This window comes from Actinomyces sp. HMT897 (assembly GCF_016626125.1).
Taxonomy (GTDB): domain Bacteria; phylum Actinomycetota; class Actinomycetes; order Actinomycetales; family Actinomycetaceae; genus Actinomyces.
The window spans coordinates 112,757-130,417 of record NZ_CP067336.1; the positions used below are offsets into that span (position 1 = coordinate 112,757).

Genomic DNA, 17,661 nt, shown 5'->3' on the forward strand with positions numbered 1-17,661 from the left:
GCTGGGCAGCTGCACGGCCCGAGGACGCCGCCATGAACCCGGGTGCTCGGTAGCCCTGCGACGTCGGTCTGCGGCCGCGGCCGACCCGGGTGGCCTCGGGGAAACCCTCTGGTGGGGCTGACAGGACCGTCCCCGTCCGGGATAATGGTGGCATGAAGCACATTATCTGGGACATGGGTGGCACCCTCATTGACACCTACCCGGGGGTCGTGGCCGCCCTGTGCCGGGCCGCCTACGGGGACACCGCCCCCGAGCACCTGCGGTACACGGGCTCCCTGACGCACGTCTCGACCGCCCACGCCGTGACGACCCTGTCCGCCGCCCGCGGCGTCGCGCCTAAGGACCTGGAGCAGGCCCTGGAGGATCTCAAGACGCGGTGGCGCACCCGCCCCGCCCCTGTTATGGACGGTGCCCGCGAGCTCATGGCCCGCGTGTGGGAGAAGGGCGGGCTCAATATGGTGGCCACCCACCGGGACCGGGCCAGCGCCACCATGCTGGTCACCGTGCTCGGGCTCGACCTGGACGACATGGTCTGCGCACCCGACGGACTGGCGCGCAAGCCCAGCCCGGAGATGAACCTCCTGCTGGCCCGGCGTCACGACCTGGACCCCGCCAGCGTGCTGTGCGTGGGCGACCGCGTCATTGACGCCAGCGCCGCGGCGGCGGCGGGCATGCCGGCAGCGCTGCTGGTGCGCCCCGGAACGGTCCTGGCCCTGGACAGGGTGGAGCAGGACCTGAACGTGGTCGCCGACCTGCGCGACCTCATCCCCTGCTTCTGACCCAGCGCGTCCGCGTTGGCCGGGCCAATTCGGAGGCGTGCGGTGGGTATACGGGCTGGCTTGAGTGGCGTCCGCGCGGGCACCGGGCACACGCCCGTCTGCGCCCGGGGGGTCCCCTCCCCCATCCCACCCTACCGCGCGGTCAGTTGCACATTCATCCGGGGATCGCTGACCGGCCGGTGGCGTGATTCCAACGTTTTGTGCCTCCAGGCGGGCGCTGAAACCGGGATGAATGTGCAACGGCGCCGGAGTTGCACATTCATCCTGGTTCCCGCCCCCGCTCCACCGCACGGATCCGCGTGGTTGCAACGTTTTATGTTCGGGCATTGTAAAAAGAATGTGCAGCCCCGGGTCCTCACCCCCTGCCAGCCGGGTAGGCTTGCCTCCACCACTTTAAGAAGGTCCCATGACCACCAGCCCGGCCAGCCGCCGACCTGTACGCACCCTGCCAGCGCGACTGCCGGTGGCCCTCCAGCCCGAGGAGCCCGCGGTGACCACCTGGGACGTCACCACTCTGCCTACCCTCATCAGTCACCTGCTCGACCTGGTCGGCCCACTTGACGACCTTCCTCATCCTGCGGTCTTTGCCGTCGACGGGCGCGGCGGAGCAGGCAAGACCACCCTCACCAGAGCGATTACGGCCCTCTACCCCAGTGCCCAGGTCCTGTGCATTGACGACCTGGCCTGGAACGAGCCCTTCTACCAGTGGGACTACCTGCTTGTGGCCGCACTGACCAAGCTGCGTCAGACCGGTGTCCTCGACCTTGTGCCCCCGGCCTGGCAGGCCCACCACGTGGAGGGGTCGATCAATATCTCTTCCTGTCCGCTGGTCATCGTGGAGGGCAGCGGGGCGGGTATGCGCGCCGTCAACGGCCTGATCGACGCCCACGTGTGGGTCCAGACCGATGACGACGTCGCCGAGCAGCGCAGGATCAGGCGCGACATCGCCGAGGGCGTGAATGGTGACGACCAGGAGTCGGCGCGTTTCTGGCACCAGTGGATGGCGGCTGAGCGAGCCTTCTTCGCCTTGGACCGTCCCTGGGAGCGTGCCGACGTCATTGTCGCGGGACAGGACCCCCAGGGCCTGGCCGATCGCGAGGTCGCCTGGGTCCGCGGGCCTCTCGGCCCTGCCGGACCGGCTGGCCCCAGGCCTGGCACCACGGGTGAATGACCTGGCGGCTCGTCCCAGCTGTTCTCTGCTCAGCCGCCCCTCCCCCGCCTGCGACCAGCTCAACCAGTGCGAGCCCGAGGACGCCCCTTGACTCCCTGACGTCTCCGGCTGGTGATACCTCCTTTTTACCGGGCAGCTCGACGACGGGGTCCCTCATACGTAATAGCGTGAACGGAACAGGGACTCATTGTGCGGGACGCCCCCTGGTCCCGCTGGCGCGGGTGGGGGCAGCGTGCTACTATTTCGGGAGAGCTTTTCCCTGTCTCCCGGCCTGCCTCGGACAAATAGGTCCAGGATTTAGGTTTTGTTTTGGTGTTATAGGGGGTCCAGTGACGTGGTCCGTCGCCGCCTCATTGCGCGCGTCGTGTGCGAGACGGGTGGAGGTCTACGGCACGGCGCCTGTAATCGACGACGGGGCCTGTATCGGAGGGGATCTTGGTGGGCGGAGAGGGCGTGGGGCGGGTGCTCGCGGGGTTGAGGCTGGCCGATCTTGTGGTCTTGGTCACTGCTACTGTGGTGCGGGACACCCTATCTGACCGCCACTTTTCCGCATGGTCTCGTCCAAAGCCGGCGCTGGATCCGCTCCCGGGGGCCGTCTGTGGCGAGTGGCGTCATACCAACGAAAGGTGGTAAAAATAGGTTTGTTCCGGCCGCTCCCGGAAGGCCCCCCACAGACCGGTGGCGATCCAGTCCCTGGAAACGTTGCAACCACGCGGCTCCCAGGAGCAGGGTCAGGGACCACCCCGCACCGTTAGGTGCATTAAGACAGGCCGCACCCACCACCCAGGCATCGCGGATCCAGTCAGGGAGTACCTCGCACCGCTATGGCGTGAGTAAAACACGATTGGTTTGCGGGGGCGGGGGTCCCTGATTGCTCGTGGCGCGGGATTCGGGTGGTTCTATGCAGTTCTCTGGATGGTCTACCGCCTGTCTGCTGACCCGGTTTCGTGCGTGTGTCGCAATCTGAGGATCAGAACGAGGGCCACCCTTGACCGCGTCGAGGCCCAGGCTCCTGACCTGCGTGGACATTGAGTGTACAAAGAGTTGCGCGGGGTGCCCTCGGCTCTGATCCTCAGATTGCGACAGAACCGTCCGCCCACCACCACCGAGGCCGCGCATACTCTCGCCTCCTCGCCCCAGGGCAGGCCCTGGACAGGCCCCGGACCAGGTGGCGACGGCCTGCCACCCACACCCCAGCCCCACACCTCAGGACTAGGGCCTGCGACAGACCCCTGACTGCGCCCACCGGGGCCTCGCACCGGGCGACCGGACTATGATCGCCGTCATCGAGGCGGGCACCCCGCCTGCCCGCCTGCACGAGCACCGGGGCTCCGCCACAGTCGGCACGATCCCACCGACGGGCGAGAGACGGCGACGGGCTACCGCCCTCCCTCCCACCCGGGGCGCCGGGCGATGACCTCAAAGCGCGTGCACACCACGAGCGTGTCATCGTCGACGGCAGGGGGCTCCGTGCCGCGCACGGTGAACCACCCCCGGTAGTCGGGCCCCGTCCAGAAGCGCTCATGGGCCGCACGCCACCCGACCAGATCCGTGTACCTCTCCCCCTCGGCCACGGCGTGCTCCAGGGTGACCTCGCCCAGGCGGACGACGTCGACAGCCACGTCCTCGGTGACGCACACGGGCGTCCCGGCGGAGTCGACGACGAGCTCGCGGCGGCCGGGGGCCGGCAGGGGCTCGGAGCCCGCCTCGTACTCGGCCAGCAGCGCCGTCGTCGTGCGCTTGCCGCCCGCCAGGACCGCCGCCACCAGCTGGTCGCGCGACGGCCCCGGGAAGGCGTACTCCCCCACGTCGAGCAGCTCCCAGCCTGCCGGCAGCCAGCCCGCGCCACGGCTGGCGCCGAAGGAGCGGAACAGCACCAGCCGGGCGTCGTAGAAGTCCCGGCTCAGGCCGAGGCGTTCCATGCCGATGCGCTCGGCCACGCGCTGCGAGGCGAGGTTCTCCGGGTCGGTGACGGCCACGACCTGCTCCACCCCGGCGGCGTGCACGGCGTCCAGGACGGCCCGCGCCGCCTCGGTGACGTAGCCGTGCCCGCAGTGCTCGGCCACCTGCCGCCAGCCGATCTCCAGCACGCTGGCCTCTGCCCCGTCCGAGGACGGGATCGGCTTGACCAGGACGAGCCCGACGGCGGTCCCCAGTGCCGTCCGCCCACCACCTCCGCCTCCGTCGCGCAGCTCAATGAGGCTGAAGCCCTGGACGGGATGGTCCACCAGGCTCATAAAGCGCCCCAGGCGCCTGCGTGCCGTCGCCTCGTCGGGGGTGGTGGCCGACGGGATGAAGCGGACCAGATCCGGGTTGACGTGCAGACGGCGCACGAACTCGAGGTCACCGGGCGCAAAGGCACGCAGCCGCAGCCGCTCAGTAGTTAGAGGGATCACACGCGGGTACTATACAGCAGGCTCCTGCGCAGGTTCCTCCATCCCGGCCCGCCACCCAGCCAGAAGGTGCCACTCCCCCGGGGCCTGTTCACGCTCGGCCATAAGTGAAGGATGTGCCCGTGGGCACGGGGCCTACGGCTTAGCGTCCGGGCCCGTGACGACGTACACCGCTACTCCCCCGCCAGCGCGGGGCGGGGTCTCCAAGCTCGGGTCGGGCAGAATCAGCGTGGCCGGGCGCCCAACAACCAGGGCCGGGGCCGAGCGCCCGCCAGCGCGGGGCGGGGGCCGGTGAGCAATGCGTGCCAGTTCAGGACACCCGCGCGCCTGGACCGCTGGGAGCGCGCCCGGCGGGCAGCCCGCGCGCCAGCGCCAGGACGCGGTCGGTGACCTCGCACTGGGTGCGTACCGAGGCGCGCCAGGAGGGCACCTGCAGCGAGTGGTTAGCACCGGGGACCGCCCAGACCTGCACGCCTGCCGCCACCGGGGTGAGGGCGGGGCCGCCGTCCCAGTGGGGGTCGTCCGTCCCGCCGACGACGAGGCCGGGGGCCGGGTAGGTCTCAATGGCCCGCCTGACCCGGGCGTCGTCGAGCAGGGGCGTGAGCCACACCCCGGCCACCTCGTGACGGCCCGCCCACGGGGCCAGGCGGGTCCCCAGGGACTTGGCCACCAGGAGCAGCGGGACGTCAGCCTGCTTGAGAGGCGCCTCCAGCGCGCGGGACAGGGCGGCCTCGGCGAGGGCCTCGAGCGCGGCGGGATCAGTAGGCGGCGTGCCCCACTCCAGGACCGTCACCGCCCAACCGTCCTCCACGAGCGCGGTGGCCGGCCAGAACAGCAGCGGCATGGTGGCCGGGTAGCCCCGGCCCGGGACGACCAGGCACAGACCCGCCGGCTCGTCGGGCACCGGGCCCGGCCAGCGGCGCAGGCGGGCCCCGTCGGCAAGGTGGACCCCGGCCCCCGGGCGGGCCGCCGTCACCTGGGACCGCCCGGGGGCCGGAGGGTCTCGGGGCGGCCGCGGTCGGCGTCGGCCAGGACCGTGCCTCCGGGCCCAGACGTGGCGCCCGTCGCAAACCAGGTGCACGTGGGGCGCCCTCGGGGTGCTCCCGGCCTGCGCCCTCGGGGTGCTCCCGGCCCGGGAGGCATCAGTCGCCCAGGGCGGTGCCCACGGAGCGGGCCGCCTGGATCCACTCGTGGTCGCGGGGCACGTACTTGACCTTGCCAGCGACCTCCTTGAGGGGCACGAGCTCGGTGCCGTTACCGCGGTCACCCACCATGACCCCGAAGCTGCCGTCCGCGATGGCGTCGGCGCCGGCCACTCCCAGGCGCGTGCCCAGGAGCCGGTCGGCCCCGCAGGGGGTGCCGCCGCGCTGGACGTAGCCGAGGATCGACACGCGCGCCTCCAGGCCGGTGGCCGCCTCCAGCTGCTCGGCCAGGGTGAAGGTGTTGGCACGGTGCGAGGCCTCCAGGCGCTTGACGCCACGCTTGGCCGCGGCCTTGGCCTCCGGGGAGGAGGCGTCCTTGACCAGGGCCTCGGCGTGGGTGATCTCCTCGCGGTCGACCACGCTCAGCGCGCCCTCGGCCACGGCCACCACGGAGAAGGTGGAGCCGCGTGAGCGGCGCTGCTCGATCCGCTCGGCGATCGCCTCCACCGAGTAGGGGATCTCCGGCAGGAGGATGACGTCGGCCCCTCCGGCGATGCCCGCGCCCAGCGCCAGCCAGCCGGCACGGTGCCCCATGATCTCGGTGAGGATGATCCGGTGGTGGGAGTGGGCCGTGGAGTGCAGGCGGTCCACCGCCTCGGTAGCGATCTCCAGGGCGGTGGCGAAGCCGAAGGACGTGTCCGTCTCGACGATGTCGTTGTCAATGGTCTTGGGCAGGTGCACGACGTTGAGACCGGCGTCCATGAGGCGCTTGGCGTTCTTGGCGGTACCGCCGCCGCCCAGGCAGACCAGGGCGTCCAGCTCGTTCTTCTCGTAGTTCTCCACGATGGTGGGGATCATGTCGCGGGCCTGGCCGTCGACCACCATACGGTGGACCTTGTCCCGGCTGGTGCCCAGCATGGTGCCGCCGGTGGTCAGGATGCCGGACAGGGCCGCGCCGTCCAGCACGGTGAAGCGGTTCTCTGCCAGGCCCCGCATACCGTCCCGGAAGCCGATGAGGCTCCAGCCGTGGTCCTGGATCGCGGCCTTGCCGAATCCGCGGATCGCCGCGTTGAGTCCAGGGGCGTCGCCGCCCGCGGTCAGGATGCCGATGCGTTTGGTTGCCATAGCACCTAGGATAGAGGTCACAGGCCCACCAGGGGGCGTGGTGGGACAAACCGGGTGCACCCTCTTGTGCCGTTCCTGGTGCCGGACCGACGACGGTGGGCCCGGGCCCGGTGCGGACGGTACAATGGTGCGTCGCTGCGCGGGCGCGGGAACAGTCCCGGGCGTCGCAGTGTTGCAACTACCGGCCAGGGGGCCGACGAGAGCCACGAGGGAAGGCACAGCATGGCAGACCGCGCGCTACGGGGGATGACGATCGGCGCCAAGTCGATGGAGTCCGAGGAGGGCGTCGAGTTCGCTGAGCGGATCACTGTCACCTACGAGTGCCCGCTGGGGCACACGACCACCATTCCCATGGCCAAGGAGGCGGAGGTCCCACCCACCTGGGAGTGCCCCGAGTGCGGGCAGGCGGCGGCCCGCCGCGGCGAGTCCGAGGAGCCTGAGGGCGACGAGCCCAAGAAGGCGCCGCGCACCCACTGGGACATGCTCCTGGAGCGGCGCAGCGTCGACGAGCTCAAGGTCCTGCTGGAGGAGCGTCTGACCATGCTGCGCAGCGGGGAGATCTACCGGGAACGCTTCTGAGCCCCGACGCCGCGGCCCGGGCCAGCCGATCGCGCCTGCCAGCCGCCGGAGATCCGCCGCCAGCCCGACGCCGGGGCCAGGGTCGGGGCCGGGGCTGGCCTGCCTTAAAGTCGCGGCGGTCGGAGTCGGAGGGCGGCGGCCCGGCACACCGCAGGTCAGGGGCTGACCGCCCGGCGGCCCGGTAAGGGCCCGGCAGGCTGCGCGCTGGCGCAGGGTCGGCCTGTACCCGTTCTCACGGGCAATAAGTACCGTTCTCGCGGCGAACAAGTACCGTTCTCACGCTCGGGTGGGGCGGCTGGCCCCGGCGGAGACGGCGCCCGCCCGGACCGGGACAGCACCTGCTCGGGCCGGGATCGCACTTGTCAGGACCGGGGCAGCACCTGCCAGGACCAGGACGGTGGCGGCGGCCAGGACGACCCGTGCGGGCCAGGGCCCCAGGCGGTCGGCCACGCTCAGCCCCCGGCGCAGGGGCACGTCGGCCACCAGGTACGCACGGGTGTAGGGCCGGGCCTCCTGGGTGACCACGCCCCGGGGGCTAATGACCGCAGTGACCCCCACGGTCGAGACCTGGACCACGGCCCGGCCGTGCGTCACCGCCTGGACCCGGCCCTGGGCCAGCTGCTGGGCGGCCTCGCTGGAGCCCCCGAAGGAGGCGTTGTTCGTGGGGACCACAATGACCTCCCCGCCCTGGCGCACGCCCGCGCGCAGCACGTCGTCGTAGGCCACCTCGAAGCAGATCCCCACGGCCAGGGGCACGTCACGGCCGTCACGGGTGCGGACGGTGAGCGTGTGGCCCCCGCTGCCGGGCAGCAGGTCCGAGCCGATCCGGTCCACCTGCCCGCTGACCGCTCGAATGAGGCGGCGCAGCGGGACGAACTCGCCGAAGGCCACCGGCCGGTGCTTGGTGTAGACCTGGCCCGCCCCGCTGCCCGGGGTCCACACCACCATGTCGTTGTAGCGGACCCGCCCCGTCACCCCGCTCATCCCCTCCGGGCGGTCGGCGAAGGCGATGGCGCCCACCAGGACCGGGACCCCGACGGCCTGGGCGGCGCGCTCCACCAGGACGGCGGTGACCCGGTCCTGGCGCGGGTCGCGGTCGGCGGCGTTCTCGGGCCAGATGACCAGGTCCACCCCGGTGGCGGAGCCGCTGGCGGCGAGCTCCACGGTAGCCAGGACGTGGTTGCGGGTGACCTCAAGGGCCCGTGAGTAGGCATCCTCGGCGTCCCCGGCCACATTGCCCTGGACGGCGGCGACGCGGACGGTGCCGTCCTCGGCCCGCTCCGGCAGGCCCACGAGCGCCGGGGAGGCGGTCAGGGCGCAGGCGGCGGTCGCGCAGACCAGCGTCGTAGCACGCCGCCCGTCGCGCAGCGCCCGGATCCCCTCCGCCAGCACCGCGCCCGTGAGGGCCACCAGGAGCCCCAGCCCCGTGCTCCCGGCCAGGGACGCCAGCGGGAGGACGGGCGCGTCGGCCATGGCGAAGGCCAGCCGCCCGAAGGGAAGACCTCCCCAGGGCCAGGAGGAGCGCACCTCCTCCACGGCCACCCACAGGACCGGGAAGCACACGGCCCGGACGGCCGGTCCCCGCCACCGGGCACCAGGACCGGGGACGAGGCGCTGTGCCACCGCCCAGGCCCCGCCCAGGGCCGCCAGGTAGAGGGACTCCACCACGGTCACCGCCAGCCAGCCCACGACGTTGCCCATGGACACGGCGGTGAAGTGCAGCAGCGGGGTGAAGAACCCGAGCCCGTGGGCCAGCCCCAGCACCACGCCCGCGCGCACCCGGCGTCCGTACAGCACGGTCACCAGCCCCGCCACCCCCAGGGGGGCGGCCCACCACCAGGACAACGGCGCGAAGGCCGCGTCCAGGAGCAGGCCGCTGCCGACCGCCGTCAGGAGCAGGCCGAGCCGGTGGCGGACGGTGGCCGCCCGCCACGCGGCCGGTCGGCTCACAGGGCCGACCACGCCAGGACCCCCCGGTTGACCGCGCTGCTGGCCTGGGCGGCGCTGTGGGCCAGGACGGCCAGGGCGGTGTCCCTGTCCGAGAGGGCGGGTTCCAGGGCCGAGATCTGCCCCAGGACGTCAAGCAGCTGCTTGCACCAGCGCACGAAGTCCCCGGCCGTCAGGTCGCTGTCCTCCAGGACCTGGGCCAGGTGGGCCCCCTGCGCCCAGGTCAGGACCGCCCCGGCCAGGGCGGGCTCGGCACCCGAGGAGGACTCGATCTGCGCCAGGGACTCCAGGTCGTGGATCCTGCGTGACAGGTCCAGCTCGGCGCGCAGGACCTCCCCCAGGCGCGAGCCCGGGGACACGGCCGGTCCCACAGAGCGCACAGCTGCGCGCGGCTCGTAGACGCAGGCGCTCACGGCGCCCGCCAGCTCGGCCGGTCCCAGGTCCTCCCACAGCCCCTCCCGCAGGCACTGGGCGATGAGCAGGTCCCGCTCGGCGTAGACCCGCGACAGGACCCGTCCGGCCGCGGTGACCCGCAGCTCGCGCTCAGGGTGCCCCCGGTCCACGGGCTCCAGGTAGCCCAGGGCGGTCAGGACCTCGCAGACGGCTTCAAAGAGCCGGGCGATGGTGCCCGTGCGCGCCTGGATACGCTCCTGGAGCCGTTCGGAGGTGACCAGGGCCTTGGCCCACCTGCGGCCGACGCGGGCGTGCTCCTCCCTGTCCGGGCAGGCGTGGCAGGGGTGGTTGCGCAGCTCGTGGCACAGCGCCTGAACCTGGCCCACGTCGGTGCCGGTCCCGTCGTCCGTCTGCTCCCCTGCCCGGGTGCGCCGTCGACGGCGCCCGTCCTGGGCCAGGTCGCCTGAGCGGATGGCGTCCACCAGGCGACGCACCAGACGGTCCCGCTGACGGGGGCGACGGGGGTCCACGGTGTCGGCCACCGTGAGGGCCCCGACCCTCACGACGCCGTCGGGCGCGGTGTCCGGGGTGAGGGTCACCAGGCGGGAGTCCTCCCCCAGGACCTCCAGGAGGGGGACCCCGGTCTGGTCGGTGCCGGTGCCCAGGACCACGCCGTGGCGGCGGCGTCGGCCCCGGGGGTAGACCACGACGTCACCGCGGCGCAGGGACTCCATGGAGTGACGTGCGTTACTGCGACGCCCCTCCCGGTTGGCGCGGGCCAGCTCGGCCTGCACCTCCCCCAGGCGCTGGCGCAGCATGGCGTACTCCCGGAAGTCCCCGTGGCTGCACTCCATCTGCCGCTCCAGGGCGGCCAGCCCCTGGCGGGCCCGGCGCGCCTGGGCGGCGAGCTCGACCACGCCCCGGTCGGCCTGGAACTGGGCGAAGGAGGACTCCAGGACCTCCCGGGCCCGGGCCCGGGAGGTGCGTCCCAGGAGGTTGACGGCCATGTTGTAGGTGGGTCGGAAGGCCGAGACCAGGGGGTAGGTGCGCCTGGAGGCCAGGGAGGCCACGACCTGGGGCTCCACCTGGTCGGCGGCCAGGACGACGGCGTGCCCCTGGGTGTCGATCCCCCGGCGTCCCGCCCGCCCGGTGAGCTGGGTGTACTCCCCCGGGGTGAGCTGGACGTGCCCGGAGCCGTTCCACTTGCGCAGGGACTCCAGGACCACCGTGCGTGCCGGCATGTTAATGCCCAGGGCCAGGGTCTCGGTGGCGTAGACGACCTTGACCAGCCCGGCGCTGAAGAGCTCCTCGACCGTCTCCTTGAACACCGGCAGGAGCCCGGCGTGGTGGGCGGCCACGCCCCGCTGGAGGGCGTGCGCCCAGGAGTGGAAGCCCAGGACGGCCAGGTCGCCCTCGGGTACCGCGGCGGTGCGCCGCTCGATGACCTCCTCGATCTGCCGGGCCTGGGCCCTGGTGGTCAGGTCCGCTCCCCCGGCCACCACCTGGCGGACGGCCTGCTCGCACCCGTTGCGCGAGAAGACGAAGACGATGGCCGGCAGCAGGTGGGCCTGGTCCAGGACGCTAATGACGGTGGTGCGCGAGGGGGGACGGAGCCGGGCCGCCCGGGCGCCGGCCGGGGCGGGCCACGTGGTCCGGCGGCCACGCCCCCAGGTCTGGGACCGGGCCGTCTGCTCGCTGGCGGCGGCTCGGCGGGCGTTCTTGACGGCCCTGACCAGGTCGGGGTTGAGCGGCGGGGTGCCCGTGTCCGTGTCGGGCGACCCGGTGGGCCCAGGCGGCTCCGCGGCGTAGAGGTCCATGAGGTGGCGGCCCACCATTATGTGCTGGGTCAGGGGGACGGGACGGTGCTCGGAGACGACCACGGCCGTGGTGCCGCGCACCTGGCCCAGCCAGTCGCCGAACTCCTCGGCGTTGGACACGGTGGCGGACAGGGAGACCACCTGGACGGCGGGGTCCAGGTGGATAATGACCTCCTCCCACACGGGGCCGCGGAAGCGGTCGGCCAGGTAGTGGACCTCGTCCATGACCACGAAGCCGAGCCCCTCCAGGCTGCGTGAGCCCGAGTAGAGCATGTTTCGCAGCACCTCGGTGGTCATGACCACGACCTGGGCGTGGGGGTTGACGGAGGTGTCGCCGGTCAGCAGGCCCACGGCCTCCTGCCCGTGGCGGGCCGCGAGGTCGAGGTACTTCTGGTTGGACAGGGCCTTGATGGGGGTGGTGTAGAAGGTCTTGAGCCCCCTGGCCAGCCCCAGGTGGACGGCGAACTCCCCCACGATCGTCTTGCCCGCGCCGGTGGGGGCGGCCACGAGCACGCCCTCACCGCGCTCCAGGGCCTGGCAGCCCTGGACCTGGAAGTCGTCGAAGGGGAAGTCGTAGCTGGTGGCAAAGCGTGACAGCTCACTGTTGGCGGCGGCCTGACGACGGCGTGCGGCGGCGTAGCGCTCTGCGGCTGACGGCATAGGGGCAAGACTACCCGTGACGGTGCGCCCGGGCACCAGGGGCCCGTCTCACCGGGCCCGCTCAGGCGGGCAGCAGGAGGCCTACCGCCTGCGGTACCACCTCCAGGTGCAGGGGCAGGCCGGCCAGGCGCTCACCGTCGGCGTAGGGGTGGGGCGGGTCACGCAGCCAGCCGCCGGCGCCGTCGTCCGGCCAGGGCTCGATGGTCAGGCTCCGGCTGCGCTCCAGGTGGACTCCTGGGCGGCCCACGTGGGTCCCCGCGAAGACCCGGCGGAGGAGGGCCAGGACGCTCAGGCGCCCGCAGGGGTCCAGCCGGACGACCTCCAGGAGGCCGTCGGTGGGGTCGGCCTGGGGCGCCAGGTCCATGCCGCCGCCGATGTACCGGGTGTTGGCGGCGCTGACCAGCAGGGCCGCCCCGGTCCAGGTGCCGGAGTCGGTGGTGAGCCGGTAGCCGTAGGGGGCCAGCCGGACGATCTCCTCCAGGGCGGCCACGGTGTAGCGGCTCTCCCCGGAGGGCCAGGGCAGGGTGTTGGCGCGGGCGTTGACGGCCGCCTCGATACCGGCCCCCACGGTGGCCATGGACCACTGGTGGCACGCCTGCACCGGGGTGCCGTCGGGGCGGGCGGCGTGGATGGCGTCCACCGCCAGGACGCGCCCGGTGCCGGCCAGGGCGTGGTTGACAATGGACACGCTGGCACCCACGTCGCCGACCGGCAGCCCAAAGTGGCGGGCGATGTCGTTGCCGGTGCCCACGGCCACCACGCCCAGGGGCACGCCGGTGCGGGCGACGACGCCCAGGCCCAGGTGGATCATGCCGTCCCCGCCCACCACGACCAGGGCGTCGGGCCGGTGGCCGATGTCGGTAAGGAGCGCGACGGCCCTACGGCGGGTGGCCTCGTAGCCGGTGGAGGTAGCCACCAGCACCTCGTGGCCCGCGTCCTCCAGGGCGGCCACAGCGGCGTCGGCCGCACCGCTGTGGCGGCCGTGCCGGGAGGTGGGGTTGCTCAGCAGGATGATACGCATGGTGGGGCGAGTGTCTCGTACTGGTCCGCTCAGCCCTGCGGCTGGGAGGGCGGGGTGAGGGCGGCGGGGCCCTCGGAGCTCAGGGCGGCGTCGAGCTCGGCCTCAAAGGCGGCGCGCTTCCTGTCCACGCGCTTGTCGTGGCGGATGGCGATAAAGCAGGCCAGGAAGTACAGGCCGGTGACGGGCACGGCCATAAAGATCATGGACCAGGGGTCGGGGAGCGGGTTGGCGAACGCCATAAAGGTGAAGATGATGACCACGGCCCAGCGCCAGCCCTTGATCATGGTGGTGCCGCGCATGAGGCCCAGGCTGTTGAGCGCCACCAGCAGCTCGGGCAGCAGGAAGGCCGCGCCGAAGACCAGGACCAGTCTCATAATGAAGGACAGGTAGAGACTGGCCTGGATGAACCCGGTTCCTACATCCGTGGGGATGAAGTTCGTCAGGATGACCACCGCGTGGGGCATGACCCACATGCCCAGCGCCGCCCCGGCGGTGAACAGGACCACCCCGACGGTCCCGTAGGCCCAGGCGTAGCGCTTCTCCTTGCGGGTCATGCCCGGACCCACGTAGGCCCAGAACTGGAACACCCACAGGGGCGAGGACATAATGACGCCCAGCCAGATCGACACGCGCAGCTTCATGTCAAAGGAGGACAGGATGGTGTCGAAGTTAATGGACAGGTGGGCGCCCCTGGCGTTGGCCTCGGTAATGGGGGTGGTAATGAGGGCGAAGACCGGGTCGTAGAGCATGTAGCCCACCACCGACATGACCAGGACGCCGACGGCGGAGACAAGAAGACGGTTACGCAGCTCGCGCAGGTGGTCTCCGATAGACATGCGCGCCTCGGGGTTCTCCTTGCGGCGCACCTTCGAGACCCTGGGCAGTCTGGGCATCGGTGTCTCCCTCTCGCGTTTCGGTCAGCCAGGCGGCGCCCGGGCTACGGGGGCGCCGGGCGTAGGGCCGCCGGGGCCTTACTTCTGGGTCTCGGTGGGCTGCTGGGGGGCGGCCTGACCGGTCTGCGTGGGCTGGGTGTAGTAGGTGCCCTCAGCCGGCTGCTGGATCTGGGCCGGGGCCTGCTGGCCGGAGGCGGCCGTGGTGTCCTCGTCGCGCAGCTCCTTGATCTCCTTCTTGAAGACCTTCATCGACTGGCCCAGGCTGCTGGCGATCTGCGGGAGCTTGGTGCTGCCGAAGACCAGGATGAGGACAATGAGCAGGACGATAATGTGGGTCGGCGTGAACTTCATGGCTCGACATCCTAGTGATCTCGTGGTGGTCCGGGTAGTCGTGAGTCTAACGTCCCCGCGGACCCGCCTCGTCACGCCCAACGTCCTGTTCCACCACAGGCGTAGGTGCGAGATCCTGGTAAACGGCCTGGTCAGCGGCCAGTGCGGCCCTCGCCCGCCGGACTGTGACATGAGCCAGGTCGAGGGGCTGGACGTCCAGGAGGTGACGTCCGGCGGACAGGACGAGACCGACCAGCCACTCCTCGTCACGCCCCTCCACCACCGCCGTAATGGTGCCGTCGGGGTTCGTGGTGGTCCGCAGGGTCGGGACCTGCTCGGTCAGCCAGCGCCCGGTGGGGCGCAGGTGCAGCGTGGCCGTGGGCCTGGCCCCGGCGGGGCGACGTCGTAGGCGGTGGGGGCGGGAGCGCTCCCCCAGGACCCTGGCCGCCAGGACCCGGTCCAGGCGGAAGCTGCGCTCCGCCCCGCTGTCCAGGCACCAGGCCCGCAGGGTGAGGTGGGATCCGTTACTGACCAGCTCCAGGGGGTCCACGTCACGCTCGGTGCGCCGGTCGGTGGCCGAGACGTAGGCCAGGTGCAGGCGGCGTCCCCCGTCCATGGCCTGGCGGACCGCGGCCAGGACGGCGGGGTCGGGCCCGCCTGGCACCCCGGCCGGCGTGCCGGCCACGGCGGCGTGCGGGTCGGCGCCCAGCGCCCCCGCCAGGGCCTGCCTGGTCCGGGTGATGACGGTACCGGCGTGAGGGTCGGAGGCCAGGAGGTCCTCCAGGACCCGCAGGGACAGCAGGAGGGAGACGGTCTCCTGCGGGGTCAGGCGTACCGGGTGGTCCAGGCCCTGGGAGTCGGTCAGGCGCAGGCGCCCCGCCTCCCAGGCCGTGGCGTCGAAGTCGACCAGGTCGTCGGGCATGCCCCCGGGCAGCCCGGAGAGCCACAGGGTCTCCACGTCCCGGCGGATGGTGGCGGGGCTGACCTGGAAGTGGCTGGCCGCCTCCTGGACGGTGACGCCGTCGTGGTCCGCCACCCAGGTGAGCAGGGCCAGGAGCCGGACCAGGCGCCCGGTGGCGGACTGGCGGCTCATGCCCGCCCCCGCCCGGGCAGGGCCCCCGCGCCGTCCGGGTCCGGGTCCCCTGCCGGCAGGGCGGCGGCCCCGGCCAGGTGCTGGAGCACCTGCGCGCGCAGGGAGGCGGGGGCCAGCACCACCACGCCCTCACCGTAGGAGGCCAGGAGGCCCGCGAAGGCCAGGGGGTCGGTGTAGGGCACGCTGACCACGTCCCGCCCGGCCCGCAACGCCGCCTGGTGCAACGCCGCCCCGCGCCGCCCCGTGCCGTCCGGCGACGGCCCCTGCCCGGGGCGGTCGGTGGCGGGGGCCGCGTCCAGGGCCTGGGCCCGCAGGGCCAGCGCCCGACGGGGGGCCAGGGCCAGGGTCGCGACCAGCGTCGTCGGCTCGCGCGCCGGGGCCGGTGGGGTGAAGGCCCCGGGCGAGCCCACCGGGGTGACCGGCCCCGTGATCCGTGTCAGCCGGTACCGGCGCGCCTGCCCCACCGAGGTGTCCACCCCCTGGAGGTACCAGGCCCCCTCTGACAGGTGCAGCCGGTGCGGCTCCACCCGGCGCGTCCGGGGACCCTGCCCGGGGCTGGCGTAGTCGAAGGTGACCACCTGGCGCTGGACGACAGCGGTGGCCAGGGCGGTGGGCACCTGCTGACCGGCCAGGTCCAGGCTCAGGGCGGGCAGGGCGTCCGGGGCCCCCGGCTCCGCCACGGCACGCAGCTTGGTCAGGGCCCGGTGGGCGGCCTCAGGCAGGTCCCCGTCCCTCCACGCGGAGGCCGCCAGGGTCAGGGCCGCGGCCTGTGCGGCGTCCAGGTGCAGCGGTGGCAGGGCGTCACCCCGGGGGACCCGGTAGCACAGGGCGCCCTTCGTGCCGGTCACGACGAGGGTGATCCCCAGGTCCCGCAGGACCGCGATGTCCCGCTCGAACATGCGGTAGGCGGCCTGCGGTGAGGTGGCGTCGTAGCCGGAGACCTGGCTGATGACGTCCTGGGGCCTCATCCCGTCCCGGGTGTGCCGCAGCGCCAGGAGGAGGTTGATCTGGCGCTCCTGGGTCGGGACGGTCTGGCTCACGGCCCACAGCCTAGCGGGGAGGAGCCGGAAGAGGTACGGGGTGGCCCTAGGGGCGCCCGGTCGCGCCCGCCAGGAGCGAGCGGGCGTGGCGTCCGGCGGCCGCGGCGGCAAGGAAGGCCGCCTCGTCCTGCTCCAGGCCGCGCCCCATGGTGGACAGGCGCAGGCCCGTCTGCCGCTGCGCGGCCTCCAGGACCTCGCGCAGCCCTGAGGTGCTGACCGCAACCAGGCGGTGCCGCTGCCCCTCCCGCGGCCCGCAGAGCCCCTGGGCGTCCCGGCGCACGCGCGCCGCCAGGCCGTCGCCGGTCTCCTCCAGCTCGGGCAGGACCACGTCGGCACCGGCCAGGGCGACGCGCCCGTAGGCGGTCAGGGAGTGGTGGGAGACGCCGCGGTGCCGGTCACGGGCGTCCGCCTGCGAGACGCGCAGGCAGGCGACCGGGCGCCCGCCCAGGGTGGCGACGGCGTTGACGGCGTCCCCGCAGGCCACGCCGGAGAAACCCCAGGGCGTGTCCGTACCGAGGTTCCCCGGGCCCTGGGCCACCACGACGACGTCGGCCCCCAGGACGTGACGGGCCGCCAGGAGGGCGTTGTGGAGGCTGGCGGCCTCGACGTCACCGCCCCAGGCCTGTCCGGCCGTCACGGTCCCGGCCAGCCAGCCCGCCCCGGTCAGGGCCGCTACGGTGCGCGAGTAGGGCAGGGGCAGGGCGCCGCCGTCGGTCATGACGTAGACCACGCGCGGTGCCGCCTCGCCGCGGCCCGGGAGCCCGCCCGCGGCACCGGCCCTGACCCCCGCGACCACGGCGGGGAGGCTGGAGTGCAGGTCGGCCACGACCACGGGCACACCCCCCAGGGTGAGGGTGCCCACCGGCGCGGACAGGAGCCGGTGGTGGGGCGTGTCCTGCTCGTCGACCCCGGTGACCATGACCTGGTCGGGCATGTAGCGGGCCTTGACCAGGTGGCCGCCGGGGGCGGGGTCCTCGGGCAGGACGGACAGGCGGGCGGCGAGCATGGCGTGGCCGCCGGTGCCCAGGCCCCGGGCGAGGGCGGAGACCTCGAGGCGGACGGCCTCGCCGACCTCCGGCAGCCCGGTGAGGGTCTCGTAGGCCACGGCCCGGACCACCGTGCCCGCCAGGAGCGTGTCGGCGCCGGCAGGGGCGCGGGTGACCTCGACCACGAGCTCGGCACAGCGTCTGGGCCTACTGCCCCAGATCCGCCGGACCCCGCCCACCTCGCCATCACGCCACATCATGGGACCAGCCTAGCCCCGGCCGCCACGGCAAG

At 72.9% G+C, this 17,661-nt stretch carries 14 protein-coding genes; 3 read left to right on the forward strand and 11 right to left on the reverse strand.

Annotated elements, in window-relative coordinates:
- Window positions 1-152: 152 nt before the first annotated feature.
- Complete coding sequence (locus tag JJJ15_RS00475) at window positions 153-779, forward strand: HAD family hydrolase (protein WP_200511074.1); 627 nt, start codon at window positions 153-155, stop codon at window positions 777-779.
- A 406-nt stretch (window positions 780-1,185) separates the two neighbouring features.
- Window positions 1,186-1,950: a hypothetical protein gene (locus tag JJJ15_RS00480; protein ID WP_246742086.1), complete on the forward strand. Its 765-nt coding sequence runs from the start codon at window positions 1,186-1,188 to the stop codon at window positions 1,948-1,950.
- Between the two features lie 1,379 nt (window positions 1,951-3,329).
- Here the strand turns inward: JJJ15_RS00480 and JJJ15_RS00485 are convergent.
- The 3 genes from JJJ15_RS00485 to JJJ15_RS00495 form a co-directional block, all read right to left on the reverse strand.
- Window positions 3,330-4,346 (reverse strand): GNAT family N-acetyltransferase, encoded by a 1,017-nt coding sequence (locus JJJ15_RS00485; protein WP_200511075.1) that lies wholly within the window; start codon window positions 4,344-4,346, stop codon window positions 3,330-3,332.
- A gap of 307 nt (window positions 4,347-4,653) precedes the next feature.
- Window positions 4,654-5,319 carry a hypothetical protein gene (locus JJJ15_RS00490; RefSeq protein WP_200511076.1) on the reverse strand — a complete coding sequence of 222 codons (666 nt, stop codon included), beginning with the start codon at window positions 5,317-5,319 and terminating at the stop codon, window positions 4,654-4,656.
- A 166-nt stretch (window positions 5,320-5,485) separates the two neighbouring features.
- Window positions 5,486-6,610: an ATP-dependent 6-phosphofructokinase gene (locus JJJ15_RS00495; protein ID WP_106109056.1), complete on the reverse strand. Its 1,125-nt coding sequence runs from the start codon at window positions 6,608-6,610 to the stop codon at window positions 5,486-5,488.
- A gap of 222 nt (window positions 6,611-6,832) precedes the next feature.
- Here JJJ15_RS00495 and JJJ15_RS00500 point away from each other — a divergent pair, with 222 nt between their 5' ends.
- Entirely contained in the window at window positions 6,833-7,189 is a 357-nt protein-coding gene (locus JJJ15_RS00500) for an RNA polymerase-binding protein RbpA (RefSeq protein WP_106109057.1), read from the forward strand.
- Between the two features lie 276 nt (window positions 7,190-7,465).
- Here the strand turns inward: JJJ15_RS00500 and lnt are convergent, their stop codons facing one another.
- From lnt to JJJ15_RS00540, 8 genes are all read right to left on the reverse strand, one after another.
- On the reverse strand, window positions 7,466-9,139 hold the full coding sequence (lnt, locus tag JJJ15_RS00505; protein WP_246742087.1) for an apolipoprotein N-acyltransferase: 1,674 nt from the start codon (window positions 9,137-9,139) through the stop codon (window positions 7,466-7,468).
- The gene (locus JJJ15_RS00510) at window positions 9,136-12,006 is read right to left on the reverse strand and encodes a DEAD/DEAH box helicase (protein ID WP_200511077.1); all 2,871 of its coding nucleotides are present in this window, start codon (window positions 12,004-12,006) and stop codon (window positions 9,136-9,138) included. The genes lnt and JJJ15_RS00510 overlap by 4 nt, the downstream gene beginning before the upstream one ends.
- Before the next feature lie 61 nt (window positions 12,007-12,067).
- Entirely contained in the window at window positions 12,068-13,027 is a 960-nt protein-coding gene (locus JJJ15_RS00515) for a diacylglycerol kinase family protein (protein WP_200511078.1), read from the reverse strand.
- 29 nt (window positions 13,028-13,056) lie between these two features.
- Window positions 13,057-13,920, reverse strand: coding sequence for a twin-arginine translocase subunit TatC (gene tatC / locus JJJ15_RS00520; protein WP_200511079.1), 864 nt, complete (start codon window positions 13,918-13,920; stop codon window positions 13,057-13,059).
- A 78-nt stretch (window positions 13,921-13,998) separates the two neighbouring features.
- Window positions 13,999-14,271 carry a Sec-independent protein translocase subunit TatA gene (gene tatA / locus JJJ15_RS00525; RefSeq protein WP_106109061.1) on the reverse strand — a complete coding sequence of 91 codons (273 nt, stop codon included), beginning with the start codon at window positions 14,269-14,271 and terminating at the stop codon, window positions 13,999-14,001.
- Between the two features lie 46 nt (window positions 14,272-14,317).
- Window positions 14,318-15,343 carry a WYL domain-containing protein gene (locus JJJ15_RS00530; protein ID WP_200511080.1) on the reverse strand — a complete coding sequence of 342 codons (1,026 nt, stop codon included), beginning with the start codon at window positions 15,341-15,343 and terminating at the stop codon, window positions 14,318-14,320.
- The gene (locus tag JJJ15_RS00535) at window positions 15,340-16,383 is read right to left on the reverse strand and encodes a WYL domain-containing protein (RefSeq protein WP_246742088.1); all 1,044 of its coding nucleotides are present in this window, start codon (window positions 16,381-16,383) and stop codon (window positions 15,340-15,342) included. The genes JJJ15_RS00530 and JJJ15_RS00535 overlap by 4 nt, the downstream gene beginning before the upstream one ends.
- A 46-nt stretch (window positions 16,384-16,429) precedes the next feature.
- A complete protein-coding gene (locus JJJ15_RS00540; RefSeq protein ID WP_200511081.1) occupies window positions 16,430-17,629 on the reverse strand; it encodes a DUF3866 family protein in 1,200 nt (399 codons plus the stop codon).
- Window positions 17,630-17,661 lie beyond the last annotated feature (32 nt).